The 26,275-nt window shown below is 65.4% G+C and carries 21 protein-coding genes, 1 pseudogene and 1 riboswitch; of the genes and pseudogenes, 9 read left to right on the forward strand and 13 right to left on the reverse strand.

Features of this window, described 5'->3' with window-relative positions:
- The first annotated feature begins 174 nt into the window (after positions 1-174).
- The 3 genes from J6525_RS30695 (at position 175) to J6525_RS30705 (ending at position 2,936) form a co-directional block, all read left to right on the forward strand.
- On the forward strand, positions 175-1,854 hold the full coding sequence (locus tag J6525_RS30695; protein WP_225647500.1) for a glutamine--tRNA ligase/YqeY domain fusion protein: 1,680 nt from the start codon (positions 175-177) through the stop codon (positions 1,852-1,854).
- A gap of 45 nt (positions 1,855-1,899) precedes the next feature.
- Positions 1,900-2,286 carry a YybH family protein gene (locus J6525_RS30700; protein WP_225647502.1) on the forward strand — a complete coding sequence of 129 codons (387 nt, stop codon included), beginning with the start codon at positions 1,900-1,902 and terminating at the stop codon, positions 2,284-2,286.
- A 287-nt stretch (positions 2,287-2,573) separates the two neighbouring features.
- Positions 2,574-2,936 (forward strand): SPW repeat domain-containing protein, encoded by a 363-nt coding sequence (locus tag J6525_RS30705; protein ID WP_225647504.1) that lies wholly within the window; start codon positions 2,574-2,576, stop codon positions 2,934-2,936.
- Positions 2,937-3,252: 316 nt separating this feature from the next.
- Here the strand turns inward: J6525_RS30705 and J6525_RS30710 are convergent, their stop codons facing one another.
- Positions 3,253-4,581, reverse strand: a complete 1,329-nt coding sequence (locus tag J6525_RS30710; protein ID WP_225647506.1) for an MFS transporter — start codon at positions 4,579-4,581, stop codon at positions 3,253-3,255.
- 432 nt (positions 4,582-5,013) lie between these two features.
- On the opposite strand from J6525_RS30710, the gene J6525_RS30715 reads away from it, so the two are divergent.
- A complete protein-coding gene (locus J6525_RS30715; RefSeq protein ID WP_225647507.1) occupies positions 5,014-7,293 on the forward strand; it encodes a ComEC/Rec2 family competence protein in 2,280 nt (759 codons plus the stop codon).
- Here J6525_RS30715 and J6525_RS30720 read toward each other — a convergent pair.
- The 9 genes from J6525_RS30720 to J6525_RS30760 form a co-directional block, all read right to left on the reverse strand.
- Complete coding sequence (locus J6525_RS30720) at positions 7,290-7,517, reverse strand: hypothetical protein (RefSeq protein WP_076825420.1); 228 nt, start codon at positions 7,515-7,517, stop codon at positions 7,290-7,292. The genes J6525_RS30715 and J6525_RS30720 overlap by 4 nt on opposite strands.
- 145 nt (positions 7,518-7,662) lie before the next feature.
- On the reverse strand, positions 7,663-8,091 hold the full coding sequence (locus J6525_RS30725; RefSeq protein WP_225647508.1) for a hypothetical protein: 429 nt from the start codon (positions 8,089-8,091) through the stop codon (positions 7,663-7,665).
- Positions 8,092-8,347: 256 nt separating this feature from the next.
- On the reverse strand, positions 8,348-9,052 hold the full coding sequence (lexA, locus tag J6525_RS30730) for a transcriptional repressor LexA (RefSeq protein ID WP_016841600.1): 705 nt from the start codon (positions 9,050-9,052) through the stop codon (positions 8,348-8,350).
- 243 nt (positions 9,053-9,295) lie between these two features.
- Positions 9,296-10,507 (reverse strand): molybdopterin molybdotransferase MoeA, encoded by a 1,212-nt coding sequence (locus J6525_RS30735; RefSeq protein ID WP_225647510.1) that lies wholly within the window; start codon positions 10,505-10,507, stop codon positions 9,296-9,298.
- Positions 10,508-10,533: 26 nt separating this feature from the next.
- Positions 10,534-11,160, reverse strand: a complete 627-nt coding sequence (locus tag J6525_RS30740) for an HAD family hydrolase (protein ID WP_225647511.1) — start codon at positions 11,158-11,160, stop codon at positions 10,534-10,536.
- A 453-nt stretch (positions 11,161-11,613) separates the two neighbouring features.
- Entirely contained in the window at positions 11,614-11,769 is a 156-nt protein-coding gene (locus J6525_RS30745) for a hypothetical protein (RefSeq protein ID WP_162832422.1), read from the reverse strand.
- 87 nt (positions 11,770-11,856) lie between these two features.
- Positions 11,857-13,128 (reverse strand): serine hydroxymethyltransferase, encoded by a 1,272-nt coding sequence (gene glyA / locus J6525_RS30750; RefSeq protein ID WP_225647512.1) that lies wholly within the window; start codon positions 13,126-13,128, stop codon positions 11,857-11,859.
- A 36-nt stretch (positions 13,129-13,164) separates the two neighbouring features.
- Positions 13,165-13,250: riboswitch (ZMP/ZTP riboswitch) on the reverse strand.
- A gap of 85 nt (positions 13,251-13,335) precedes the next feature.
- Entirely contained in the window at positions 13,336-13,998 is a 663-nt protein-coding gene (locus tag J6525_RS30755; RefSeq protein ID WP_225647513.1) for a response regulator transcription factor, read from the reverse strand.
- On the reverse strand, positions 13,995-15,425 hold the full coding sequence (locus tag J6525_RS30760) for a sensor histidine kinase (protein WP_225647515.1): 1,431 nt from the start codon (positions 15,423-15,425) through the stop codon (positions 13,995-13,997). Before J6525_RS30760 ends, J6525_RS30755 begins: the two co-directional genes overlap by 4 nt.
- Positions 15,426-15,662: 237 nt before the next feature.
- Here J6525_RS30760 and J6525_RS30765 point away from each other — a divergent pair, with 237 nt between their 5' ends.
- The 3 genes from J6525_RS30765 (at position 15,663) to J6525_RS30775 (ending at position 18,210) form a co-directional block, all read left to right on the forward strand.
- Positions 15,663-16,598 carry a DUF3280 domain-containing protein gene (locus J6525_RS30765; RefSeq protein WP_225647516.1) on the forward strand — a complete coding sequence of 312 codons (936 nt, stop codon included), beginning with the start codon at positions 15,663-15,665 and terminating at the stop codon, positions 16,596-16,598.
- Between the two features lie 137 nt (positions 16,599-16,735).
- Positions 16,736-17,647 carry an amino acid ABC transporter substrate-binding protein gene (locus tag J6525_RS30770; protein WP_225647518.1) on the forward strand — a complete coding sequence of 304 codons (912 nt, stop codon included), beginning with the start codon at positions 16,736-16,738 and terminating at the stop codon, positions 17,645-17,647.
- A 413-nt stretch (positions 17,648-18,060) separates the two neighbouring features.
- Positions 18,061-18,210: a hypothetical protein gene (locus J6525_RS30775; protein WP_018271828.1), complete on the forward strand. Its 150-nt coding sequence runs from the start codon at positions 18,061-18,063 to the stop codon at positions 18,208-18,210.
- A 110-nt stretch (positions 18,211-18,320) separates the two neighbouring features.
- On the opposite strand, the pseudogene J6525_RS30780 reads toward J6525_RS30775, so the two are convergent.
- Positions 18,321-18,506, reverse strand: a pseudogene (locus J6525_RS30780) (hypothetical protein); the annotation flags it as partial.
- Positions 18,507-18,955: 449 nt separating this feature from the next.
- On the opposite strand from J6525_RS30780, the gene J6525_RS30785 reads away from it, so the two are divergent.
- Positions 18,956-20,149, forward strand: a complete 1,194-nt coding sequence (locus tag J6525_RS30785) for an NADH:flavin oxidoreductase/NADH oxidase (RefSeq protein WP_225647519.1) — start codon at positions 18,956-18,958, stop codon at positions 20,147-20,149.
- Between the two features lie 153 nt (positions 20,150-20,302).
- Positions 20,303-21,661, forward strand: a complete 1,359-nt coding sequence (locus tag J6525_RS30790; protein ID WP_057016515.1) for a S41 family peptidase — start codon at positions 20,303-20,305, stop codon at positions 21,659-21,661.
- 187 nt (positions 21,662-21,848) lie between these two features.
- On the opposite strand, the gene J6525_RS30795 is transcribed toward J6525_RS30790, so the two are convergent.
- Both J6525_RS30795 and J6525_RS30800 read right to left on the reverse strand, forming a co-directional pair.
- The gene (locus J6525_RS30795; protein WP_225647521.1) at positions 21,849-24,581 is read right to left on the reverse strand and encodes a bifunctional diguanylate cyclase/phosphodiesterase; all 2,733 of its coding nucleotides are present in this window, start codon (positions 24,579-24,581) and stop codon (positions 21,849-21,851) included.
- A gap of 273 nt (positions 24,582-24,854) precedes the next feature.
- Positions 24,855-26,261, reverse strand: coding sequence for an FAD-dependent oxidoreductase (locus J6525_RS30800; RefSeq protein WP_225647523.1), 1,407 nt, complete (start codon positions 26,259-26,261; stop codon positions 24,855-24,857).
- Positions 26,262-26,275 lie beyond the last annotated feature (14 nt).

Consider the following 26,275-nt stretch of genomic DNA (forward strand, 5'->3'; position numbering starts at 1 on the left):
ATGCGGGAACGGCGGTGGTGTATATCAGGAACCGGACATAACTAAACCCCCGGCTGACCTTTTGCCCATCAAACCAGCCCTCAAGCCAGACTTGAAAGCAGACTTGAAACCAGGCTTGGCCGGACGGCACGAATTTGGCAGAAGGTTGAGCTGACTCCTCCAGGGAACCCTTTGATGACGACTGACACGACGGCAGAGGCAGGGCGCGACTTCATCCGCGACATCGTCCAGGCCGATCTCTCCTTCCACAAGCACGACCGGATCGTGACCCGTTTTCCGCCGGAGCCGAACGGCTACCTGCATATCGGCCACGCCAAGTCGATCGCCCTGAATTTCGGCATCGCGCAAGAGTTCGGCGGCCAGTGCAATTTGCGCTTCGACGACACCAATCCGACCAAGGAGGAGCAGGAATACATCGACTCCATCCAGGCCGACGTCCATTGGCTCGGCTACGACTGGGGAGCCAACCTGTTCTTTGCGTCGGACTATTTCGAGCGCCTGTACGATTGGGCCGAGGGTCTGATCAAGGCCGGCTATGCCTATGTCGACGATCAGTCCCAGGAGGAGATCCGCACTTCCCGCGGCACGCTGACCGAGCCCGGCAAGAACTCGCCGTTCCGCGACCGCTCGGTCGGGGAGAACCTCGATCTGTTCCGCCGCATGAAGGCCGGTGAGTTCTCGAACGGCGCCCGCGTGCTGCGCGCCAAGATCGACATGGCCGCCGGCAACATCAACCTGCGCGACCCCGTGCTCTACCGCATTCTGCACGCCCACCATCCGCGCACCGGGGACAAGTGGTCGATCTATCCGAGCTACGACTACGCGCACGGCCAGTCGGACGCGATCGAGGGCATCACCCATTCGATCTGTACGCTGGAGTTCGAGGATCACCGCCCGCTCTATGAGTGGCTGCTCGACAAGCTGCCGGTGCCCTCGAAGCCGCGCCAGTACGAAATGGCACGGCTCAACCTGACCTATACGCTGCTGTCCAAGCGCGTGCTGACCCAGCTCGTCCGTGACGGCCACGTCTCGGGCTGGGACGATCCGCGCATGCCGACCATTGCCGGCTTGAAGCGGCGCGGCGTGCCGCCGGCCGCGGTGCGCGAATTCATCAAGCGCATCGGCGTCGCCAAGGCCAACAGCGTGGTCGATGTCGGGATGCTCGAATTTTGCATCCGCGAAGAGCTGAACCGCACGGCGCTGCGCCGCATGGCGGTGCTGCGGCCGCTCAAGGTGGTGATCGAGAATTATCCGGAAGGGCAGGTCGAGGAGATCGAGGCGATCAACCATCCCGACAATCCGGAAGCCGGCACCCGCAAGATCGCGTTCGGCCGCGAGCTCTATATCGAGCGCGACGACTTCATGGAGAATCCGCCGAAGAAGTTCTACCGCCTCTCGCCCGGCAACGAGGTGCGGCTGCGCTATGCCTACTTCATCAAATGCACCGGCGTGGTGAAGAACGATGCCGGCGAGATCGTCGAACTCCGCGCGACCTACGATCCCTTGACCAAGGGCGGCAATGCGCCCGACGGCCGCAAGGTCAAGGCGACGATGCACTGGTTGCCGGCGGCGCAGTCGAAGCCGGCGGAGATCCGCATCTACAACCAGCTGTTCGCCAATCCGAGCCCGAACGCGGCCGATTTCGCCGCCGACCTCAATCCGCAGTCGCTCGAAGTGCTGAAGGATGCGTGCGTCGAGCCGGCGATCGCCGAGAGTAATTCGTCCGACCCGATGCAGTTCGAGCGGCAGGGCTATTTCGTGCGCGATGCGGATTCGACGCCGGACCGGCTGGTGTTCAACCGCACCATCGGCCTGCGCGACACCTTCGCCAAAGAAGTCGGCGGCAAGGGCTAGCCGAGAGGAAGCGCGTCCCGCGCGGACAAGCGGACGGGGGGATCGATGCCTGACGAATCCGACGAGGTCGCCTCCGCCGTCATCGCCAGATGGTCGGCGGGTTTCAGCAGGCTCGATGCAAATGCGTTAAGCGCGCTCTATTCGAAGAGCGCGTTCTTCTTCGGCTCGAACCCGACGCTGTATCGCGGCCGCGACGGCGTCAAAGCCTACTTTGACGGTCTGCCGCGCTGGCACGCGCCGCGCGTTCAGTTCAGCGATGTCAGGGCAGAACGGGTCAACGCCGATCTCGTCAACGTGGCGGGCATCGCGTCATTCTTCCTCGACGGCGATGCGCCCTCGCTCGCCGTCAAGATCACCTGGGTGATCGCGCGCGAGGACGGCGACTGGAAGATCGTCTGCCACCACGTCTCGTCGCAGACGCCGCTGATCTAGGCCTGGCGCTGGAGCTGACACAAAAAGTCGAGGGCCGGCGGGCCCTCGTAGTCAGGGAGGGTGCGCGGGGCCGGGCGCCTCGCGGCTGCACCCAACTCGCAGGCTATCCGGATCGCGCTGCATTGCGAGGAGGGACCAAGGTCGTAGGCTGCGGAGCGCGGCTTCTGGGCGCCCGGACGGCAGCATGGTCGTCGGCTCGCGGATCAGCAGCGGCAACACATCGCAGGTCGGATAGATGCTTTTTTGTCCGCGCCGCACCATATCTTCGGAAGAAGGAGGTGAGGATCATGCGCATTCAACACTGGCAGGATGCTGCCAGCCTGTTGGTAGGCGCCTGGCTGGTCGCATCGCCGTTTGCACTGGGCTTTTCCGGGGCAGCTCTCTGGATCTCCATCGCGCTCGGATTGGGCGTCGTGCTGTTCGCCCTGGAGGCATTCATCATTCCGTCCTATCTGGAGGAATGGGGCGAGATGCTGATGGGGTTGGCTCTGGTGGTCGCACCCTGGACGTTCAACTACCAGCAGGGATCGGTCACGACGAGCAGCGTGCTCGCCGGGGTCGCGGTGATCGTGCTCGCGTGCTGGGAGCTGACGATGGATCGTGATTTCGCCACCTGGTGGCACGATCGCTGGCATCACCGAGCTGGCTGAGAGGAAGCTGACTGAGACGTTGGCCTGACCGCCAACCAAAGGCGGCCGGAGCGGGGATTTGCGTGGCGCGGGATCCCCTCTGCCGCCCGATGCAGGTTCTACAGAGACATCACGCCAGAGACGGCGGGTACGGGACGATTCAGAAGCGTCGTCCCGCACGCGCTGGACGGCGGCCATGGCGCCTGCAGGGTGAGAGCGCTTTCGGGCGACGTGGATACTGGTTCGCGTAAGGAAAACGCGTCAAAACAAGATTCCACGGGCCCGTTCCGATCCCATCGGAACGGGGCTCTGGTCGCCCGTCAGCAAGGTGACTCCGTCACGATGCGGCTTTCGCCTCGATCTGCTCCCAAATTCTGGTCTTGCGTGTCTCGGGCATGATGAAAACGGCGATCACGAAGCACAATGCGGGAACGACAATCGGGTAGATCAGCGCATAGCCGATGCTGCCGGTCGCCGCGAAGGCGGCTGATGTGATGAACGGCACCAATCCGCCGCCCCAACCATTGCCGATATGATACGGCACCGAGACCGAGGTGTACCTGATCCTGGCCGGGAAAAACTCCGCCAGGAACGCGCCGACCGGCCCATACACCATCCCGACGTAGCAGACGAGGATGAAGATGATGAAGACGGCGATCGGATAGTTGATGTGTCCCGGCTGTGTGACCATGCCGAGCCACAGATACAGCGGATAGTAGGTGATCGCGGCAAGCAGCATTCCTCCGAGGATCACGGACTTGCGGCCGATCTGATCCGACAGCCAACCAAAGAAGATCAGGCTCGGCGTTGCGATCAACAATGCGGCTCCCACGATGTAGGCCGAGGTAACCGCATCGACCTTGGAGACCTGCTGCAGGAAGTACAGTGCCCAGAATTGACCACTGTACCAGACCACGCCCTGTCCAATCAGGACGACGATGGCGATCAGGATGTACTTGATGTTGGCGCTCAGGAAAGCTTCCCGCCAGGGATTCCTGGTCATCTGTCCCTGTGCCTTGATCTCCTGGAAAATCGGCGTCTCCTGGAGCTGCAGGCGGATGTAGATGGCGATGGCCACCAGCACGAACGAGACCAGGAACGGTACGCGCCACGCCCATTCGTCAAAGGCCTGATTGCCGGCCCAGGTTCGGGTCAGAACGATCACCGCCAGCGACACCACGATCCCGAGCGTCGGCGAGGTTTGTAGCCAGCCCGTGTAGTAGCCGCGGCTGTCGTCCGGAACATGCTCGGCGACGTAGGTGATGGCGCCGCCATATTCGCCGCCCAGGCAGAGACCCTGGATCATCCGCAAGCCGAACAGAACGAATGCGGCCGTCAGGCCGATCGACTGATAAGTTGGGATCAGTCCGATCGCTCCCGTTCCCAGGCCCATTCCGCTCAGCGTAATGAGGAATGTATATTTGCGGCCGACCCGATCGCCCATCCATCCGAACAGGAAGGCCCCCAGCGGGCGGATCAGGAATCCCGCAGTGAACAGCGCGATCGTGCTCAGCAGGGCTGCGACGGGGTGGGATTGCTCAAAGAACTTGACCGACAGAACCGCGGCCAGGCTGCCAAAAATATAAAAGTCGTACCATTCAATGATGTTTCCCACTGACGCAGCGACAATCACGCGGCGAAAATCGCTTGGTACTTGAATTGCCATGTGCTGCTCCTCTCAAAAGCAAACGCTACTCCTCGCGTTTTTCAGCGATCTATCCGCTCGCGGAGTGCGCGTGGTGCGCGGCGTTACAGGCGAGATTTGCGCGTTCGTCCGCAACGCCTGATCTCAGGGGAGTTGTGGCCACCTGAGAGGAGCTCCAGCGGCCTTCAAGTGCCGCGAGCCGTCACTGCCTCATCCCCGTCTCTTTGGGAGTGGAGGCATCGGAACAGTCTATTCCTAATGTGATCGGTATCTTAGTGAGACTTTCGGCTCGATCGATTTGACGCAGGCGGCAGCCGTGGCCCGGCGCGAGCTAGGCAAGGTCCAGGACGATCCAGGTACCCGGGCGTTGCCGGCCCGTATTCTGCATCCGTTCCGCTAGTCGGGTGACGGGGCCATCCGCTAGCCTGCCGCCCGGCAGAGATCGCAAGCGGAATGGCGGAGCAGGGCACGACGCCGGGCGGCAAACGCGGCTACGCGGGGACGTGGCCGCCGCGCACGGCTGCGCCGGTCGGCGGCTTTCTCTCGGCGCGCGCCGGCATCTGGAAGCCTCTCGTCGAGACATTGCGGCAATGGGCGCGCGCCGAGGCCGGCGCTGGCCGCCTGTTGCCCTGGGTGCCGGTGGCGTTCGGCACCGGCATCGCGTTCTATTTCGCGGCCGAGCACGAGCCGGTGCTGTCGGTCGCGGCCACCGTCGCAATCCTGCTCTGCCTGCTGGCGCTGCTGCTGCGGCGGCGCAGCGTGTTTCCCGTCATCGCGCTGCTGGCCGCGGTGGCCGCGGGCTTTGCGACGGCGACCTGGAAGACGGCGCGCGTCGCTCACACGGTGCTGGCGCGGCCGATGTTCTCGGTGGCGCTGACCGGCTTCGTCGAGACGCGCGACATCCGCGAGAAGACCGATCGTTTCGTGCTGCGCGTGGTTTCGATGGAGAGCCCGCGCGACATGACGAAGCTCAATCGGGTCCGGCTCTCGGTGAAGAAGGGCACCGCGCCTGATGTCGGCAGCTTCGTTGAGTTGAAGGCGCGGCTGTTGCCGCCGCTCGGGCCGCAGCGCCCGGGCTCCTATGATTTCGGCCGTGACCTGTATTTCCAGGGCATCGGCGCCTCCGGCTTCGTGATGGGCGCCGTCAAGACCAGGGAGCCGCCTGCGACCGGCGGCTTTGCGCTGCGCTACGCCGCCTTCATGCAGGGCCTGCGCGACGCCATCGACGCGCGGATTCGCACCACGCTCGACGGCGACCAGCGCGCGATCGCAACCGCCTTGCTCACCGGCCGGCGCGATGCGATCTCGACGCCGGTCAACGATGCGATGTTCATCTCGGGGCTCGGCCATGTGCTGTCGATCTCCGGCTACCACATGGCCGTGGTCGCCGGCGTCGTGTTCTTCGCGGTGCGCGCGCTGCTCGCGCTGTTTCCGGCGCTGACGGCGGGGCATCCGATCAAGAAATGGGCCGCGGCGGCCGCGCTGGTCGCCGCGGCGTTCTATCTGTTGCTGTCGGGCGCGGAGGTCGCGACGCAACGGTCGTTCTTCATGACCGCCGTGGTGCTGCTCGCCGTGATCGTCGACCGCCGCGCGATCACCTTCCGGACGCTGGCGGTGGCGGCGCTGATCGTGCTCGCGATCGCGCCGGAGGCGCTGGTGCATCCCAGTTTCCAGATGTCGTTCGCCGCGACGCTCGGGCTGGTGGCGCTGGTGCAGATCGGGCTGCCGAACCTGCTGGCGTCGCCCGACCATTCGGCGACCGCGCGCGTCGCGCTGTGGGGCGGGCGCGAGCTCACGATGCTGATGCTGGCCTCGCTGGTGGCGGGGCTGGCGACGACGCCCTATGCCGCATTCCATTTCCACCGCGTGACGCCCTACGGGCTGCTCGCCAACCTCGCGGCGATGCCGGTGGTCTCGGCGGTCGTGATGCCGGCCGGCCTGCTGGGGCTCGTCGCCATGCCGTTCGGCTTCGACGGCGTGTTCTGGGCGATCATGGGTCTTGGCATCGACTGGATGATCCTGGTGACGCAATGGGTCGCCGCACTCCCGGGCGCGGTCGGCCGCATGGCGGCGTTCGGCATCGGGCCGCTGATCGCAGCGAGCGCCGGCATCATCCTGCTCGGGCTGCTGCGCACGCCGCTGCGCTGGTCAGGCGCGGTGCTGCTGCTGGTGGCCTCGGTCTGGGCGCTCAGGGTGCCGCAGCCGGACGTGCTGATCTCGGGCGACGGCCGCAATGTCGCGGTGCGTGGCGGTGATGGACGGCTGCATCTGATGCACAGCGCCAAGGATGCATTTTTGGTCAAGGAGTGGCTGGCGGCGGACGCCGACGCGCGCACCGCCACCGATGCGTCGCTCGGCGAGGGCGTCTCCTGCGATGCCGGCGGCTGCGTGACCCAGGGACCCGGCGGCGCCTTCGTCGCGCTGGCGACCCGGCCGGAGGCCCTGGTGGACGACTGCGAGCGCGCAGGCCTGATCGTGACGACGCGGCCGGCGCCGCAGGGCTGCGCGGCATCGGTGATCGATGCCGAGCGGCTGCGCCGCCACGGCGCGCTGGTGCTGCGACGGAGCAGGGACGGCTACGCCGTCGATGCGGTCAAGCCCGGCGGGATCGACCGGCCGTGGTCGCCGGCGGTTCCCGGCGACGGCGAGAGCGAGACGACGCTACGCGCCCCCGCGCCGCGGCCTGCGGTGGATGCGACGCCGGCCGAGACCGATCTGCAGGGCGATGATTAGCCGTGGTCCGGCAAGGGCGCGCTCGGCAGCTCGAACAGGCCGAGATGGTATTCGTCGGAGTCGGGGCCGGCGTCGGGCTTCTTGACGAGGGTGAAGGAAGCCTCGGGAAATTGCTCCCAGACTTTCAGGTCGTCGGCCGTTACCGTCAGCCAACCGAACCGGAACATGTAGCGGCCCGGTTCCGTGACGCGTCCAGCCTTTTGCCATGTGACCTTATCGACCACCGCGCACGTCCTCCGTGCCCGATGATGCGCCAAGGTGCCGGCCGACGCAAATCTCCTTCTGCGCCCCGGAAGCGGGAGTCCGGGGTCGCCCGAAATTGCTTAGGTCATCCGCCGCCGAACAGCTCATTCCGCGGCGACGATGCGCTCAACCCAAAAACAGCGTTGCGAATGCGGAGGGCCGCCGCTCCACAACCTTCGGCTTCTGCTCGACCGGCGGATGCAGCGCCGGCAATTGCAGCACGCTAACGCGCTGTCCCTCGACCAGCTGGGTCACCAGCACATGGCTGCCGTCGGGGAATTCGACCGCGTCATGATGCCGATCAGGCACGTCGGGCTCGACTTCGTTGAACACGCCGACGCGATAGTTCAGCGTCTTGGTCCAGATCCAGCGGCTGTCGTAGCGAACGTTCTCGGCGAAAACGAGCTCGGTGCCCGGCAGCATGCAGACCGCGACAGTGGGGTCATTCTCCGAAGCAAAGCCGCGGGTCGACGTGCCGCGGAACGTCGTCGTGATCAGCGTCTCTCCGACAATGGCGGGGCGCGATGCCACGGCGTGCAGACTATAGTCACACATCGGATGGCTCCTCATTTCGAGGTAGCGACCCGTGCCTCTCCTTGAGGCATTAGGGCCTCTACCAGAGTGGACGATAGCGAACGAGCGTCTGCTCGTTTCTGGGCGATTGTACGACTGGTCCGAGATCGCTCCGATCACAAACACGCGACGCTGCGCGAGAGGTATCGGAGCGCATCGGGCAGGCCGTACGCTACACTATCATGCAAGGAACGATCCGACGTGTTGCTCGTTCCCGGCCGCCGCAAGTATTTGCAATTCAGTATTTGCGATAAAGGCCGATCAGCTTGCCCTGGATGCGGACCCGGTTCGGCGGCAGGATGCGCACTTCATAGGCGGTGTTGGCCGGCTCGAGCGCGATCGATGCGCCGCGGCGGCGGAAGCGCTTCAGGGTGGCTTCCTCCTCGTCGATCAGCGCCACCACGATGTCGCCGGTATTGGCGACGTCGTTACGCTGGATCAGCGCCATGTCGCCGTCGAGGATGCCGGCATCGACCATCGAGTCGCCGCGCACCTCGAGCGCGTAGTGCTCGCCGGCGCCGAGCATGTCGGGCGGCACGCTGATGGTGTGGCTGCGGGTCTGCAGCGCCTCGATCGGCGTACCGGCGGCGATCCGGCCCATCACGGGGACCGCGACCGGACGATTGCCGTCGTCCTCGGCAATTGGCGGCGTGCTGGCGCGCCGGCCGAGGGTGCCTTCGATGACACTGGGCGTGAAGCCGCGGCGACCGTTGCCGCCGCCGGCCGAGAGTTCGGGCAGCTTGATGACCTCGATGGCGCGGGCGCGGTTCGGCAGGCGGCGGATGAAGCCGCGCTCCTCCAGCGCAGTGATCAGGCGGTGGATACCGGACTTCGAGCGCAGGTCGAGCGCATCCTTCATCTCGTCGAAGGAGGGCGGTACGCCGGCCTCTTTCAGACGTTCATTGATGAAACGCAGTAGTTCGTACTGTTTGCGCGTGAGCATCTCGAGTATTCCCCCGGTTGATAGCGTCGTTCGATTCCGAGACTCTTCTGGTGGGGCCTGCAGGCCGGGCCTGACCTCATGAGCATGCGCTCGATGCACCTGCTTCCACGCGGCTTCCCGATTGTAGACACCAGTACTAGAAACAAATCATGAACGGACACTATATGTTCGATATGTGTTCCGCAACCACTTAATTTCCGGTGAACGTGTCGGGCAACGCACAATCGGCGGGGCGCGAAAACCCTATTCGGGCAGTGTCAGGATCTCGCATTCGCTGCCTTCGACGGCCGCCGCCGCGAACGGCGGGCGCACGAGAAGTGCCCGTGCCGCAGCGAGATTCCCGAGCAACGACGAGTCCTGCTGCGTCACCGGCGTTGCGATCAACGTGCCGTCCTCGCGCGCTTCGAGCCGTGCACGCAGATAGTCCTCGCGCTGGTCGTTGGCGGCGAGGTCGCGGCCGAGCAGGGCGCTCGTGCGGCGATGATGAATCACTTTCCGGCCGCTCAGCGCCCGAATCAACGGCACCAGGAACAGGAAGGCGCAGACATAGGACGACACCGGATTGCCGGGCAGGCCGATCACCCGCATCGCGCCGAGCCGGCCATGCATCATCGGCTTGCCGGGCCGCATCGCAATCCGCCAGAACGTCATGTCGACGCCCTCGGCTTCCAGCGACCGCTTGACGAGATCGTGGTCGCCGACCGAGGCGCCGCCTGTCGTGATCAGGACATCGGCACCGGCCTCGCGCGCCCGGCGGATGCCCGCCGTGGTCGCCTCCACCGTGTCGGCGGCAACGCCGAGGTCGACGGTCTCGGCGCCCTCGGCGCGCGCCAGCGCTCGCAGCGCGTAGCCGTTGGAATAGACGATCTGGCCGGGGCCGGGCTGCGAGCCCGGCATCACCAGCTCGTCGCCGGTCGCCAGCACCGCGACCTTCGGGCGGCGGCGCACCGCAAGTTCCGGATAGTTCATGGCGGCCGCCAGCGACAGCGCGCGGTCGGACAGGCGGCTGCCGCCGGCGAGCAGCACCTCGCCCGCACGGAAGTCGACCCCAGCCGGGCGGATGTGCCGCCCGACGCTGGCGGCCTCAGTGATCGTGATGTGGTCGCCGTCGACGGCGGTGTCCTCCTGGATGATCACCGCGTCGGCGCCATTGGGGATCACGCCGCCGGTGAAGATCCGCACCGCCTCGCCGGCGCCGACCGTCCGCTCGAACGGCCGGCCGGCGGCGACTTCGCCGATCACCTTGAGCCGGGCCTTTAGATCAGCCGCATCGGCGGCGCGCACCGCATAGCCGTCCATCGCCGACATCGGCTGCGGCGGCTGGGTGCGGAGCGCCGCGAGGTCGTGCGCAAGCGTGCGGTGGTAGGCGGCATCGAGCGCGACCATCTCCTCCGGCAGCGGTTCGGCGCCGGCGAGGACGGCGGACAGGGCATCGGCAACCGGCATCAGGGCCACGCTCAGAGCTCCTCAATTCTTAATGTTCAAATTCCAAGTGCGGTCAAAGCCCTTGCCACGTCATCCGTCGACGTCACGTGGATAGCATGAAGGCCGCGCGCCCGCGCACCTTCGATATTGGCGGCCAGGTCGTCGAAGAACAGGATCCGCGACGCCGGCACGCCGATGGCTTTTACCACATGATCGTAGGCCTCGGCGTCGGGTTTGCGGAAGCCGATGCTCGAGGACAGGAAGACGTTGCGGAAATGGCTGAGCAGCTCGGCATGGGTGACCGAGAAATGCGCGACATGGGCCGGATTGGTGTTGGAGAAGGCGTAGAGCGGCATCCGCTCGGCGGCCGCCGCGAGCAGCGGGGCGATGCCCGGCATCTCGCCGGTGAAGATCGCATTCCAGCCTTCGAGGAACTGGGCGTCCGTGATGTTGATGCCGAGCGTCCGGCGCAGGCTTTCGAAGAACGCCGCGTCGTCGATCCGGCCGATCTCGTGATGCTTGAAACTGTCGTCGACGACAAAGCGCGTGGCGAGCTCGGCGGGCGCACAGCCGGCATGCTGCGCCCAGTGCGCCATCACCTTGTCAAAGTTGATGTCGAGCACGACGCGGCCGATATCGAACAGCAGCACGTCGACGGAGTTGGGAGAGAATTGCGAGGTCATTGCATGAAACCGTGTACGAGAATTGCGGGCAGGCGGCAATGTCCTCGATTTCAGTGACCGGTGTGTGGATTGTACGTGGCGTTGCATTCATCGCGAGACTGTTCCCGCGCACACCACCGTCGTCCCGGCGAAGGCCGGGACCCATAACCACCGCATTTGATCAGGAACGGGATCGTGGCCCCAGCGTCGCGCAACAATTGAGATTTGGGGTAATGGGTCCCGGCCTTCGCCGGGACGACGGCGGGTGTCGTCGCTTGTGCGTCAAACATCCGCATTCTCGCGACATGATCTGTCCGAGCCTTGCTCTTTTCACCCTATATTTTGCTGCGGGGCTTGGCTTGCCGCGTCGGGCAACTCAGTGGCACGCACGCACTAGCTTTCAGCGCACCAAGCGACTTGATGCTTGCCGCGGCCTGACGCCCGCCGGCGGCTTGGTGCCCGCCGGCGTCGCTCTCACATCCTGGACAGCGCCAGGCCGAGGTAACCGATCAGCGCACCGGTGCTGAGAATGATGACGACGAGCGCCTGTTCCGAGCGTGCTTGCAAGGTTTTCCGGGTCACGGCGTTGGACGCTCCGTCTTCGAGATCATGCGGTCCAACGAACAGCATCAATTTCCGTTCCGGTCCTTCCCCCGGGAACCTTCACGACCTGCCGAGTGACGCGACGAATGCGGAACAGGAATGCGGGTCGGCCGCCTATGAGGGCGGTGCGATCCCCGGAACGGGGAAAGCGCGGCACATCTCGACGCTGTTCGACCTCAGTCGCTTGACGACCGCTGCATCGCCCTTCGACCGGAGGGATTCCGCAATGAGTTCGGCGATCAGGCGCATTTCGGGCTCGCCCATGCCGCGCGTGGTCGCCGCCGGCGTCCCGAGGCGAATGCCGCTCGGCTTGAGCGGCGGACGCGGATCGTCGGGAATGATCTGCTTGTTTGCGGTGATCCCGACGGCGTCGAGGATGTTCTCGGCCGCGCCGCCGTCCACGCCGACGCTGGCCACCGTATCCACAACCATCATGTGATTGTCGGTTCCGCCGGTGATCAACGTCATGCCGCGTTCCATCAACGCTTCGGCCAGGACCTTCGCGTTGCGCATGACCAGTCTTGCATAGGCCTGAAAATCGGACGTCGATGCCTTCTTCAGCGTGACCGCGGTTCCGGCCACAACGTTCATGTGCGGACCTCCCTGCAGCCCCGGGAACACCGACGCGTCGATCTTGCCGGCGAACTCCCGGCGACAGAGAACGATGCCGCCGCGCGGCCCGCGAAGCGTCTTGTGCGATGTCGTCGTCATCACGTCGAAACCCGCATCGAGCGGATTGCGCAAGGCATTGCCGGCGATCAGGCCGCCGTAATGGCTGACGTCGGCCATGGTCAGTGCACCCACCTCATCGGCGATGCTCTTGAAGGACGCATAATCCAGATCGCGCGGATAAGAGCTGTAGCCGCACAGCACCAGCTTCGGGCGGACGTGCCGGGCCATGGCGCGGAGCTTATCGAAATCGATGGCGCCGCCGTTTGACGGCTGCGTCTTGTAGCGGGCGAAGTTGAAGAGCCGCCCCATGTGCGACACCGGCGCGCCATGGGTGAGATGGCCGCCGTGTGACAGGTCCATCGCCAAGATCGTATCGCCGGGCTGCAGCAGGCCGAGATACACGGCCTGGTTCATCGGCGACCCGGACAGAGGCTGAACGTTGGCATGTTCGGCGCGAAACAGCGCGCAAGCGCGCTGTCGGGCAAGGTTCTCTATCTGGTCGGTAAATTCCTGGCCGCCGTAATAGCGGCGTCCCGGATAGCCCTCGGAATACTTGTTGGTGAACACCGATCCCAGCAGCTCGAGAACCTCGGGATAGGTGTAGTTCTCCGACGGAATCAGCTCGACGCCGTCTTGCTGGCGGCGCTCTTCGCCCTCGAGTGCAAGGGCAACTTCGGAATCGTTGAGGTGGAGTTCATTGCGGAATGACGGCATGGTCCGGGCTCCCTAAGACGCTGGATCATCAGCTGAACGGGTTGCCCAGGCGAACGGCGTTGGAACCCTTCGCGCTTCACCGTGGTCAATTCCACGTAAGCTCGCCAGTCGCGCGAGGGGCGAATGAGCTTGCGAAGCTCATCGCGAGCGGAAGGCTATCCAATCCCCGGCCGGCTCGCAAGGGTTGGTTGCTGGCGCCGCCGCGGGTCAGCGCTCGCCGAGATCGATCTGCGTCAGGATGCCTTGCCGCAGCGCGAGGCGGACCAACTCGATATCGGTGCCGACGCCGAGCTTGTCCTTGATAAGGGAATGCAGGTTCGCGACCGTCTTGGGACTGAGGTGCAGCGCCTCGGCGATCTCCTCGGTGGTGTTTTCTGCGAGCAGCATGCGCAGCACCTCGAATTCCCGCGCGGTCAGGAGGTCGGCTGCCTTGGTCTCGCCGGCAAGGTGGCTGAGCGCGAGCTCGTGGTCGATATCCGGGCTGATCGCGATCTTGCCCGACAGCGCATCCATCACGGCGTGCACCAGCGTCTCCGGCGGGCTGGTCTTGGTGACATAGCCGCTCGCGCCGGCGCGGATCGCCTGCACGGCAAAGGCCGCGTTCTGGTGCATGGTGAACACCAGGATTTTTGCACGCCTGTCCCACTGCCGGAGGCGGCGGATGGCCTCGATGCCGCCGATGCCGGGCATCGACAGGTCCATGATGACGAGGTCGGGCCCGGTCTCCTTGTAGAGGCGGTAGGCCTCGACGCCGTCGGAGGCTTCGGCGACGACGCTGAGGCCCGGCTGCTTCTGCAGCATCGCCCGGTAGCCTTCCCGAACGACGGCGTGGTCGTCGACCAGCATGATGGTGCGCGCCGTATGGCTCATGCCGCACGCTCCACCACCGGTGCGGCCGCTCGGCTAACCGCGACGGGAACGATGACGCGGAGCGAGGAGCCGTTGGGCTGTCCGGTCTCGAAGCTGAGCCGCCCGCCCAGCGCGGCGACCCGTTCGCGCATGCCGAGCAGGCCGAGGCCGGACCTGAGTTGGGAATCGCCTTTGGGATCGGGATCGCCGGGCTGGCCGTCATCGTCGATCGCGAGCACGATCGCGCTGTCGCCGCCGCCGGGCGCCGCCTCGCGCATCTCAAGCCGCAGCATCACGCGCGTGGCGCCGGCATGCTTGGCGGCGTTGGTGAGCGCCTCCTGCACGATGCGGTAGAGATTGGCGCTGACGGAGGCGACAAGGCGCTCGAACGATCCCGATATGGTGATCTCGAACCGTGGCTGTCCGCGGCTGCGGCCGTTCCAGCCGGCGACCAGGCCCTCGAGGCTGGCCGCAAGTCCGAGTTCGTCGACATCGGGCGGGCGGAGCCGGAAGAGGGCGCCGCGCAACGTCTCCATCATGTCGGTCGCTGTCCGCGCGATGCCGTCGCATTCGGCGAGCAAAGGCGGGCAATCCGCCGCCGCGGTCTGGCGCGCTGAGGCGGCGAGCGCACGGATGGCGGCCAGCGACTGCCCGAACTCGTCATGCAGCTCGCGCGCGAGGTGGCGGCGCTCCTCGTCCTGCACCAGGATCAGTTTCTGCGTCAGCGCGTTGCGGTCGGAAAGCGCGGCGGCGAGGCGCTCGGCGAGCTGGTTGAAGACGTCGCCGATCGCGGACAGTTCGGCGAGATCGAACGGCGGCAGGCGCGCGGCGAGGTCGCCCGCAGCGATCCGCTCGAGCCCGTCGCGGATCTGCCGCGTCGGACGCAGCGCGCGCGCCAGCGCCGCATAGACCAAAGCGCAGAGCAGCGGCAGCGCGATCATGAACACCGCCATCAGCCGGCCGGCATCGTGCCAGGCCTCGGCGGTCGGCACCGCCGGATCGATCCAGGCCACCGCTTCGCCGACGGCAATGCCGCGCGAAACCACCTGCTGCACCGCCTCGCGGCCGGGATCGAACAGGCGGCGATAGAGCGCCGCGAAGGCCAGCGGCGGCGCGGCCGTGTCAGTCTGCGCGCCGCCGCAGAAGCGTTGGCTGATCTCGCCGCTATTGCTGCGAAAGGCGATGCACAGTCCCGGCGTCATGACCGTCGCGGCAACGCTGTCGAGATCGGGAAAGTCGGAACGCGCATTGTTCAGCCACTGGATCTTGCTCTGCTGCAGCTCCAGCGTCTTGGCGGCGACATCGGCAACGGCCGCGATCCGCCCGCGCACCGAGCGGTCGGCCTCGATCAGGAAATAGCCGGAGATGACGGCAAAGCAGAGCGTCGAGACGATAGCCACGCGCAACGTCAGCCGCAGTTTCAGATCGCTTCCGAACCAATTCCACATTGGCGTATCCTCAAGATCGAAGGCGGGCTTCGGCGCGCGATCGCGGGCAGGGCCGTCACGCACATTAAACGGCAGAACGGAGGCGTCGAGAAGCGTTGCCATAGGCGTTCTTTCGGCGCGGACCATCGTCGTGAAATTTTCCCGGCACGGGGCGGGAGGCACTCCGCTGCGGCGCGGCGGCCAGTTGGCCCAGGATGCGACCGACCCGCCCGCGCCAGCACCCGAAAGGCCCAGACCATGCGTCAATCCCGTCTTGTCTTGCTCGCCCTCGCGTTGATCGGCCTTCTGGCCGGACCTTGTCCACTGCGCGCCGAAACCGGCACGGTGCCGGCATCTCAGCTTGGCGTCAGCATCGATGATTTCAGTTATGTCGACACCTCAGGCGAGGTCCTCGATCAGACTGCCGCGCATCAGAAGCGGCTCGACGCGTTCATGCGCGCGTTGCGCGCCGACGTCGCCGCGGAGCCGCGCTATCGCCTGGTGTCAGCAGCGGCGCCCGCAGGCGAGGCCCGGATCAAGGTGGTCGGCGGCGTGCAGAAGATGAGCACACTGGTGCAGTGGGCCAAGGTGGCGGTCATCGATTTCGAAGGGAGCCGCGTGCTGTACGAAAAGCTCTACACGTTTCGCGGCGACAATGACGAGGCATGGGACCATGCGCGGATGTTCGTGTCGCGCGAGGTGCGCGGCGTCCTCGCGGGCGTGTCGCCGCCGGCGCAGATCGCCACGGTTGCGCCGATCGGGCTTGCGGTGTTCGAATTCGAGCTTGAGGACACCTCCGCGGCGCCGGCATCCGGTCTTGCCGACGCCGATGCGGCCTACCTCGCCGATGTGACCAAGGGCGTGCGTGACCGGCTTGCGCAGTCGGGCCGCTACCGCCTGGTCGATACCGGCGGCGCGACCGCGGAGCCCGTCAAGGCACGTGCGCTGCGCGACTGCGATGGCTGCGAGGCCGCGATTGCACAGCAGCTCGGCGCCGATCAATCGCTGATCGGCGTGATCAGGCGGGTCAGCCGGACCGAATACACGATCGGCTTCCAGCTGCGCGACGCCCGCAGCGGCGCGGTCGTCTCACGCGGCGACAGCGGCCTGCGGATGGGCGCCGATTATTCCTGGACCCGTGGCGCGGTCCGCCTGGTCGGCGATCGCCTGCTCGAGGGTGGGGCGCAGCGCTAGAGATGCGTCGCGGCTGCGGGTGCGACTTTGGCAGGCGGACCATAGCAAAGTGCGATAGCTGCTAGACACACCGTCATCTGGCTCCGGGTTCATGCGTGCGCTATCACCGCCGCCTGATCACCGCACAGGAGCCGCCGATGCGTTTGCCCGCCATGCTCTTCGCTCTCACGCTCGCCGCAAGCCCGGCGGCGGCCGAGGAGCTGTCGGGCACGCTGCAGAAGATCAAGGAGACGAAGAAGGTCACGCTCGGCTTTCAGGAGGCTTCCGTTCCGTTCAGCTATCTCGACGACAATCAGCGGCCGATCGGCTTTGCGCTCGACATCTGCCTGAAGATCGTCGATGCCGTGAAGAAGGAGCTCGGCGTATCTGACATCGCCGTCGACTACCTCCCGGTGACCTCGTCGAACCGCATTCCGCTAATGGTCAACGGCACGATCGATTTGCATTGCTCGGCGACCACCAACAGCGCGGACCGCCAGAAGCAGGTGACCTTCACCAACACGCACTTCCTCAGCGCGACACGGTTTGCCGCCAAGAAATCCGCTGGCATCAACACGATCGACGACCTCAAGGGCAAGTCGGTCACGGCTGTTGCGGGCTCGGTGAACCTCACGCAGCTCATCAAGGTCAACACCGAACGCAAGCTCGGCATCAACGTTCTCCCGGCCAAGGACCAGGCCGAGGCGTTCCTGATGCTGGAAACCGATCGGGCCCAGGCCTACGCGCTCGACGACGTCCAGCTTGCGGTTGCGATCGCGCGGTCGAAGCAGCCTTCGCTCTACATGATCAGCGAGGAGGCGTTCTCGAAGGCAGAGCCGTTCGGCATCATGCTGCGCAGGGAGGACACCCCGTTCAAGGCGCTCGCCGACCGCGCCACGGCGGAGCTCTACAAGAGCCCCGAGATCGAGGTCATGTACAGGAAATGGCTGGAAGCGCCGACCCCGCCGAAAGGCATCAATTACAACGTCCCGATGTCGCCGGCGCTGCGCCACGCGTTCGCCCATCCGAGCTCGAGCTTTGATCCCGATGTGTACGAGGTCGGCAAGTAGCGTCATTTGCGGGCGCGCCCGCGCAAATCGATCGTGGCTCTCGGAGATCGTTCACTCACCCCGCAACCAACAGCAGTCCGCGTGCAGCTCCAATGATTTGCGGCCCCAGCGTGACGGCTGGGGCCGCAGGAGGTGGTGTGTGCCTCTGGGGCAATGAATCAGAGGACAGCCACTGAACCGCACATCGATGACAATGTTCCAACCGGCTGCGGCCGGCCGTGCCATGCTGCCATGCAGACTGAGAAGCTTGCAGACCGCGCCAGGACCGTACCATCATGACGTCGGCCGGCCCGAATCGAATGCGGGTCCGGTGGACGTCCCCAGCGTCGGCCTTCGGCCCCATAAGGTGCCGGGGTCACATTTCTGCTTGCAGCTAATTTTTTCGTTATGCCGATTGTTCTGCGGAGCCGACATTGAACCACGACGCATTGGCCAAGCTCACCGTCACCATCATTGTCCTGGTCGCGTTGCTGGTATGGCGCGTTGCTGACCAGAAGAAATCGATTGAATGCGGCGCAAATTGCCCAACCGACCTCTCCGCGAGCCGGAAGGCCGCTCAATAATATCTGAGCGACTCGATCAACGGTCCGTTTCGAACCGGCGCCGATCGGGTCCAGCGAGCTTTGCCGGCGCCATTCCGGTTCACGGCCGCCTGGTCAGCATGGCGCGCAGCCTAGCGCTTTGCGGGTGGGCCGCTCTTGTTGCCTGGTTGTCCCTTGATGTTCGACGGATCCTGTTCCTGGACATGCAGGTTCTGCGAGTTCGAGCCGACCGTGCCTTGCTTGGCGGGCGGCCCGCTCTTGTTGCCCGGCGCGCCGGCGATCCCGGTTCCGGAACTTTGAGCGCTCGGAGACGTCGTGGCGTTTGGGGAACCGGCGGCCGTGTCGGGGCGTCCCGGAGGCGTTGCGGCCGCGCCGGGCCTGTCCTGATCGCCGACATAACCGGATTCACCGGAGTTGCGGGTCTTGGCGCCCTTGTCGGCCTCGTTTTGCAGGTTCTGGGCAGCCGCGTGCTGCGCCAGTATCGGGCCGGTTGCCATGGCACCGGCGATGAGCAGTGCGATTGTGCGGGTTCTCATGAGTGTCCCTCCTCGGGTTACCGGGGACAACACGCATCGCGATCATCATTTCCTGTGCTCGCGAAAAATCGCCGCGAGGGAACAGGCATCGCGAACCTGCCGCGATCTGTTTGAGCGGCCAATTGCGACCGTCCGCGCGCCTCTATCGGCCATCGCACGGTGCGTATATCGTCCGCGCCAAACACAAGGTCGGTCCCGCACGCTGGGTAACGACGCATAATGAGGAAGCGATGTCCGACATGCTGCTGTTTTCGCCAATGACGATCCGCGGCGTCACGCTGAAGAACCGCATCGTGGTGCCGCCGATGCACCAATATTCCGCCGAGAAGGGCTTTCCGACCGACTGGCATCTGATGAATGCGGGCAAGTTCGCCGCCGGCGGCGCCGGTCTCGTGATCGTCGAATCGACCAAGGTCGAGCGGCGCGGCTGCGGCACGATCGGCGATCTCGGCATCTGGGACGACAAGTTCATCGCGCCGCTCAGCCGCCTCGTCGGCTTCATCAAGCAGCAGAACGCGGTCGCCGGCATCCAGCTCGGCCATTCCGGCCGCAAGGCGCGCGCGAGCCGGCCCTGGGAGGGCGATCGCCCGCTCGAGCGCACCGCCGAGATCGAGGACTGGGATGCCTGGACGCCGGTGGCGCCGAGCGCGATCGCCCATAGCGAGCGATGGCCAGTGCCGCGCGCGCTGGATACGCATGAGGTGAAGGACCTCGTCGCAGCCTGGGGGCAGGCGGCACGACGCGCCCATGCGGCAGGGTTCGAGGTGCTGGAACTGCACGGCGCCCATGGCTATCTCGTGCACGAATTCCTCTCCGGGCGCTCCAACCAGCGCAGCGACGAATATGGCGGCTCGGAAGCCAACCGGATGCGCTTCCTGATCGAGGTCACCGAGGCGGTGCGGGCGCACTGGCCGGATCACAAGCCGCTGTTCGTGCGGCTGTCGGTCGAGGACAACGCCGGCTGGGGCCCGGAGCAGAGCGCGCGGCTCGCCAGGATCCTGAAAGCGAAGGGCGTCGACGTGATCGACTGCTCGTCGGGCGGAATCAGCGAAATGGCGCCGATCCTGGGCAAGGAGATCAAATACAACTATCAGGTGCCGCTCGCGGAATATGTCCGCGCCCATGCCGATATCATGACCATGGCGGTCGGCCTGATCATCCACGGGGACCAGGCCGAACAAATCCTGCGTGATAAACAAGCAGATTTGATCGCGGTCGGCCGGGAAATCCTCAATAACCCGAACTGGCCGATGGACGCCGCGCTCAAGCTCGGCGTCGAGGGGCCGTTCCGCAACGTTCCTCCGCAGTTCGGCTACTGGCTGGGCACGCGGGCCAAGCGCGGATTCGGCACCCAGCCGTCGACCTGGCAGAACGGGTTGGGGGAGACTGGGCCAAAGGCCGACGAAAGGCTGACAGGGGGCTGACAAGAGGCCGATCCGGGCACCGTGACAGGACCGTAATGGTCCGGTGACAAGGCGGCCTTGATCCGACCAAAAAGCCGTTGTGTGGTGCCCCGCGTCGGGGTGGGGCCGAATGTTGCGAAACGTTGCCGGCCGTTAGCGAAGGGATCACGGATAATGCGCAAACATGTTGGCTTCTTGCTCGGGACGGTCGCGGGCGCGTGTCTCACCTTGCTCGTGGCCTCGCCGCAGGGCGCGCATCTGTTCGCCGTCGCCAACGCCGCCGCGCATTCCGACAACAGCAACACCTATTCGCAGCTCAACCTGTTCGGCGAGGTGTTCGAGAAGGTCAAGACCGACTACGTCGAGAAGCCCGAGGACGCCAAGCTCGTCGAGGGCGCGATCAACGGCATGATCTCCTCGCTCGATCCGCACTCCCGCTACATGAACGAGAAGGGCTGGGCGGAGATGCAGGAGACCACGCATGGCGAGTTCGGCGGGCTCGGCATCGAGGTCACCATGGAGGACGGCTTCGTCAAGGTGGTGGCGCCGATCGACGACACGCCGGCCTCGCGCGCCGGCATCATGTCGGGCGACGTGATCACCTCGATCGACGATGACCAGATCCAGGGCATGACGCTCGACCAGGCCGTCAACAAGATGAAGGGCGCGCCCAACAGCTCGATCCGGCTGAAGATCATCCGCAAGGACGCCGACAAGCCGATCGAGGTCTCGATTACGCGCGAGATCATCCGCGTCCGTCCGGTCAAGTATCACGTCGAGGGCGGCGACATCGGCTATATCAGGATCACCTCGTTCAACGAGCAGACCACCGAAGGTCTGCGCAAGGCGATCGGCGATATCCAGAAGCAGATCCCGCAGGACAAGCTCACAGGCTACGTCGTCGACCTCCGCAACAATCCCGGCGGCCTGCTCGACCAGGCGGTCTCGGTGACCTCGACCTTGATGCAGCGCGGCGAGGTGGTCTCGACCCGCGGCCGCAATCCCGAGGAAACCCAGCGCTTCACCGCGCATGGCGGCGACATGACCAAGGGCAAGCCGCTCGTCGTCTTGATCAATGGCGGCTCGGCCTCGGCCTCCGAGATCGTCGCCGGCGCCCTGCACGACCACAAGCGCGCGACCCTGATCGGAACTCGCTCGTTCGGCAAGGGCTCGGTGCAGACCATCATTCCGCTCGGCACCGGCAATGGCGCGCTGGCGCTGACCACGGCGCGCTATTTCACCCCGTCGGGCCATTCGATCCAGGCACTCGGCATCAAGCCCGACATCGAGGTGCTGCAGGACGTGCCGGACGAGTTCAAGACCCGCTCGGAGATCAAGGGCGAGGCTTCGATGCGCGGCCATCTCTCCGCCGAGGGCGCCGAGCAGACCGGCTCGCAGTCCTACGTCCCGCCGGACGAGAAGAACGACAAGGCGCTGGCCGCGGCGTTCAACCAGCTGCGCGGCGTCACCGTCAACGCCGACGCCAAGAACGCCGACACCAAGGCCGCGCAGAAGCGCCCGGTGCCGAACTAGCTAGAACCTGTAGCCCGGATGGCTCTATCCGGGCTACGCAGCAAAATATCGAAAACAACCCCATGCAAAGGAGCCCGTGGTGGCTGGCGCTCGACCGGGCAACTTGACACGTCGGGCAATTACAGGGTATTTTTCCAAAATTCCGAAATCGTGCAGGCGCCACTCGGGCTCCGACTTTCGAGCAGCCTTACGCCGCGCCGGCGATCGGCTTGCGTCGCCGCGCCGTGCTCGCGCCCGCAGCGGGGCCGCGGCGGTGCCCGGCCAGCAGCTCGCGGATCTGGGCGGCGGGCTTTGGCGGGCTGAACAGATAGCCCTGCATTTCCGAGCAGCCGAGCTCGCGCAGCAATTGCTGCTGCTGCGCGGTCTCGACGCCTTCCGCCGTCGTCGTCATGCTGCGCTCGGCGGCGATGTTGACGACGGCCTCGACGATGCCGGCCGAGCCCTGCGGATCGGCGATGTCGGTGACGAAGCAGCGGTCGATCTTGATCTTGTCGAACGGGAACCGCTTCAGGTAGCTCAGCGACGAATAGCCGGTGCCGAAATCATCGAGCGCGATCCTGATCCCGATGGCGCGGAGCTGGTGCAGCGCGGCCAGCGCGGTCTCGTCGTCGCGGATCAGCACCGCCTCGGTGATCTCGAGCTCGAGCCGGCTCGCTGACAGCCCCGACGATGCAAGCGCCGCGATCACCTTGAGCGCCAGCGTGCCGCTGCGGAACTGCACCGGCGAGACGTTGACGGCGAGCCTGACGTGGTCGGGCCAGTTCACGGCTTCCTTGCAGGCCGTCATCAGCACCCACTCGCCGAGCTGGTTGATCAGGCCGGTCTCTTCCGCAATCGGCACGAATTCGGCCGGCGAGATCATGCCGCGCTGTGGATGACGCCAGCGCACCAGCGCCTCGCAGCCGGTGATCTCGTTGCTGCGCAGGTCGACGCAGGGCTGGTAATGCACTTCGAGCCCGCTGCCGGCGGCGATCGTCTGCCGCAACTCCATCTCGAGCTCGCGGCGGGCGCGGGCGTCGGCATCCATCGCCGGCTCGAAGAAGCGGAAGACGCGCCGGCCGGCCGACTTCGCCGCATACATCGCAAGATCGGCGTTCTTCATGATCTGGTCGAGATCGGTGCCGTCCTTCGGCGCCAGCGCGATGCCGATGCTGGCGTCGGTCGTGACCTGGTGGCCGATGCACTGATAGGGCGCGCGGATCACCTCGTAGATGCGCGCGACGAGGTCTGCGACCTCGGCCTCGCTCTTCACCTCGGTCTGCACGATCGCGAACTCGTCGCCGCCGAGGCGAGCGACGAAATCGCCTTCGCCGATCACGCCGCTCAGTGTCCGGGCCACGGACTTGAGAAGCTCGTCGCCGACCATGTGGCCGAGCGAGTCGTTGACGCCCTTGAATTCGTCGATGTCGATATAGAGCACCGCAAGCTGGCTGTCGGGCGTGACATGCGGCAGCTCGCGCCTGATCTCCTCGTGGAACAGCGCGCGGTTCGGCAGGTCGGTGAGCGCATCGTAGTGGGCAAGATGCGTGATGCGCTCCTCGGCGCGGCGGCGCTCGGTGACGTCCTCATGGGTCGCAAGCCAGCCGCCGTCGGCCAGCGGCTCGTTGACGACCTGGATCGAGCGCCCGTCGGGCGTCGTGATCACCATGGTGTTGCGGATACCGACGTCGCGCAGCACGAGATTGACGTAGCGCTCGACGTCGCCCTGGAACGAGCCGGTCCGGTGACGATGCACGATGACGTCGCGGAAGCTGCAGCCGGGCTTGATGATGTCGGCCGACAGCCCGTACATCTCGATATAGCGCCTGTTGCAGATCACCAGGCGCTGCGCGGCGTCGAACAGCAACAGCCCCTGCGTCATGTTGTTGACGGCGGTGTCGAGCCGCAGCTTCTCCAGCGTCAGGCGCTGCTGCTGGGCGCGATGCTGCTGCAACAGCTTGCGCACCACCAGCGTCAGCAGGATCGCGATCGCCAGCACCGAGATGCTGGTCACCGCGATCAGGATGCCGATCTGCTCACGCCAGTTGGCGAGCGCCGCCTCGGTGGTGCTCGTTGCGACGACGACGATCGGGAATTTGGTCAGTGCCCGCGACGACACCAGGCGGTCCTTGCCATCGACCGGGCTGGCCAGCCGCGTCGTGCTCTGCGGCAGCTCGAACACCTGCTGCTGATTGACCGGACCGTTGCGGAAATTCCTCCCGATCAGCTCCTCGACATGGGGATAGCGCGCCAGCAGCGTGCCGTCGCGATGATGCATCGAGATCGCGGCACCGTCGCCGAGCGCCACCGTGGAGAAGAACTTCTCGAAGGCCGCCGGCTCGATGCCGCGGCCGACCACGCCGAGGAATTCGCCATGCGGACCGGTGACCTTGCGGACGATGACGGTGGTCCAGTTTCCGGTGATGCGGCTCACCACCGGCGCGACCTGCATGTCGGGCGAATAGGGGCTCGACTTGAAGATTTGGAAGTAGGGGCGGTCGGCAATGCTGGCCTGCGGCAGCGGCCAGGCACCCGAGCTGTTGATCAGAACGCCGTCGGCGTCGAACACATTGAGGCTGCCGACATTGGACAGCGCGTCCATCTTGGATTTGAGCATCGCATGGATGTCGGCGGCCGACATCCGGCGCTTGTAATTCTCCGGCGTCGCGATTGCATTGTCGCGCATGAACGCGATCAGGTCGCGCTGGACGACTTCGAGATCGTCGAGCTGCTGGTCGAAATGCCGCGCCAGCAGCAGCACGGTGTTCTCGAGCTCACGCTCGCTGTTGTGCAAGGCGCGATCGCGGAAATTCTCCGCCATCAGCGTAGCGCCGATCGCGATCGCGGCCATCAGCACGGCGCCGCCGAGGATCAGCCAGCGGATCGGACCGCTGCCGATCACCGAGGTGATGTTGAACGAGGCGCTGCCGTTTGGATTCATGTGCCGCAATCGCTTCCAGGTGTTTCACCCGGAAGTAGGTTTCGTGCACCCCCGGCCCGCGAAAGTCGTATCCAATCGAAATGGAGCGCGGGTTAGCGAGATTGGTTAACGAATGGTTGATGAGGGCGGCGAGGGGGCAGAGCTCCCGCCGCATTTGCGCTATGGCGCGACGGCTCAGAGTCCGCCTCAGCATCATGCTCGTCGCGATTCCACAGAATTGCCACGCGCCGGAAGTCAGGCAGTGAATGCTTGGGCGGCGCGGCAGTTCGAAGATCAGCCGTCCAGCAGCGCTGCCATCCGATGTCGATCGATGATGCCGGGAGCCGACGCCAACGGCTGGTCATCCAGTTCGGCCAGCTTTGCCGCGACATGCGGTCTGGCGATGACCTCCTGAGGCAGTGCAACGCACATCGCGATTTCAAGCATGCCGCGAAACACATCGGCGTCGTGGGATGCGGCAGCAAGAAGCCTGGCCATGACCGGATTGGGCGCCGGCATCGGCAAACCTTCGTCCAGCGCGTTCATCTCGGCGACGCGCGCGCGGTCGGCGGCGATCTGGTTTCGATAAAACGGACCGACCTGGCGTTCGGTCTCCGCGTCGTAGTCCCGGGTGAACGCTTCGGGATCATTGATATGCCGGCGCGCGACATCGCGGAGCACCTGCGCGTGCAGAAGACCGACGCTCAAGCCCCGCCCGGCGGACGGGTTCGTGCAGGCCCACGCGTCACCGACAGCGGCGAATCCCGTGACGACGGGCCGGTCGTCGACGACGAACCGCCGGTACCGGTCGAGAACTCCCGCCAGCAAAAGAACTGGCGTGATCGGCTCCCCATCGAGCCAGTGGGCGTGCTGCGGGCACGCGGACACGACGCGATGGAATGTGACCGGATCACGCAAGGCGCGCATCGCCTTGTTTTTCGACGAGGTATACAGAGTGACCGACCACGTGTCGTTGTCTCCGTCCAGCGTCAGGATCGAGACCAGGCCCATCGGCGTGAGTGTGCTGCCCATCCTGCGTGGCCGTTGCCGTCCCGAGAAATAGCGTCCGAAATAGACGAAGTTGCAATCTTCGGCTTCCTCGATCGGACTGCGGCCGCCTGCATTGAGGATCCATTCGCGGGCCGGGCTCCCCCGTCCCATGGCGTCCACGACCAGATTGGCGCGGATCTCTTCGCCAGACATCGTGCGGACCCCGGCGATATGCGGCACCCCTGACATGGCCGATCTGCCCGTGATCAATTCGCGAACCTTTACGCCCCGGCGGATGGTCACGTTCGGCGCCGTTTGCGCCATCGTGGCCACCGCCCATTCGACGGTCGGCCTGCGACCGGCGATGCATCGCATGGCTTCATCGCCCGGACGCGGCGCCCGGTCCGTGATCGTTGGGGAAAGGAATTGACAGTCGAGATAATCCACCCAGACGCATCCGGCGCGAAGCAGGCCGTCCGTGAGCCCTGGCAGTTCACGATCGCTGATCATCCGAAATCGCGAATGGAGGCTATGGGGTTGTCTGAATTGGGCAACCCCGGGGCGTTGCCACGAATCCCAGCCCTCGATGGAGGTCGAAGGTTGATCTTCGGGGTCGGCCTCCAGCACCGTGACGCGGTGGCCGTCGCGGCCAAGCATCATCGCCGCGCACAACCCGATCACGCCGCCGCCGCAAACCAGGATTTTGCTCATGTCTTCTCCCCTTG

Source organism: Bradyrhizobium australafricanum, from assembly GCF_020329495.1.
Lineage (GTDB): Bacteria > Pseudomonadota > Alphaproteobacteria > Rhizobiales > Xanthobacteraceae > Bradyrhizobium > Bradyrhizobium australafricanum.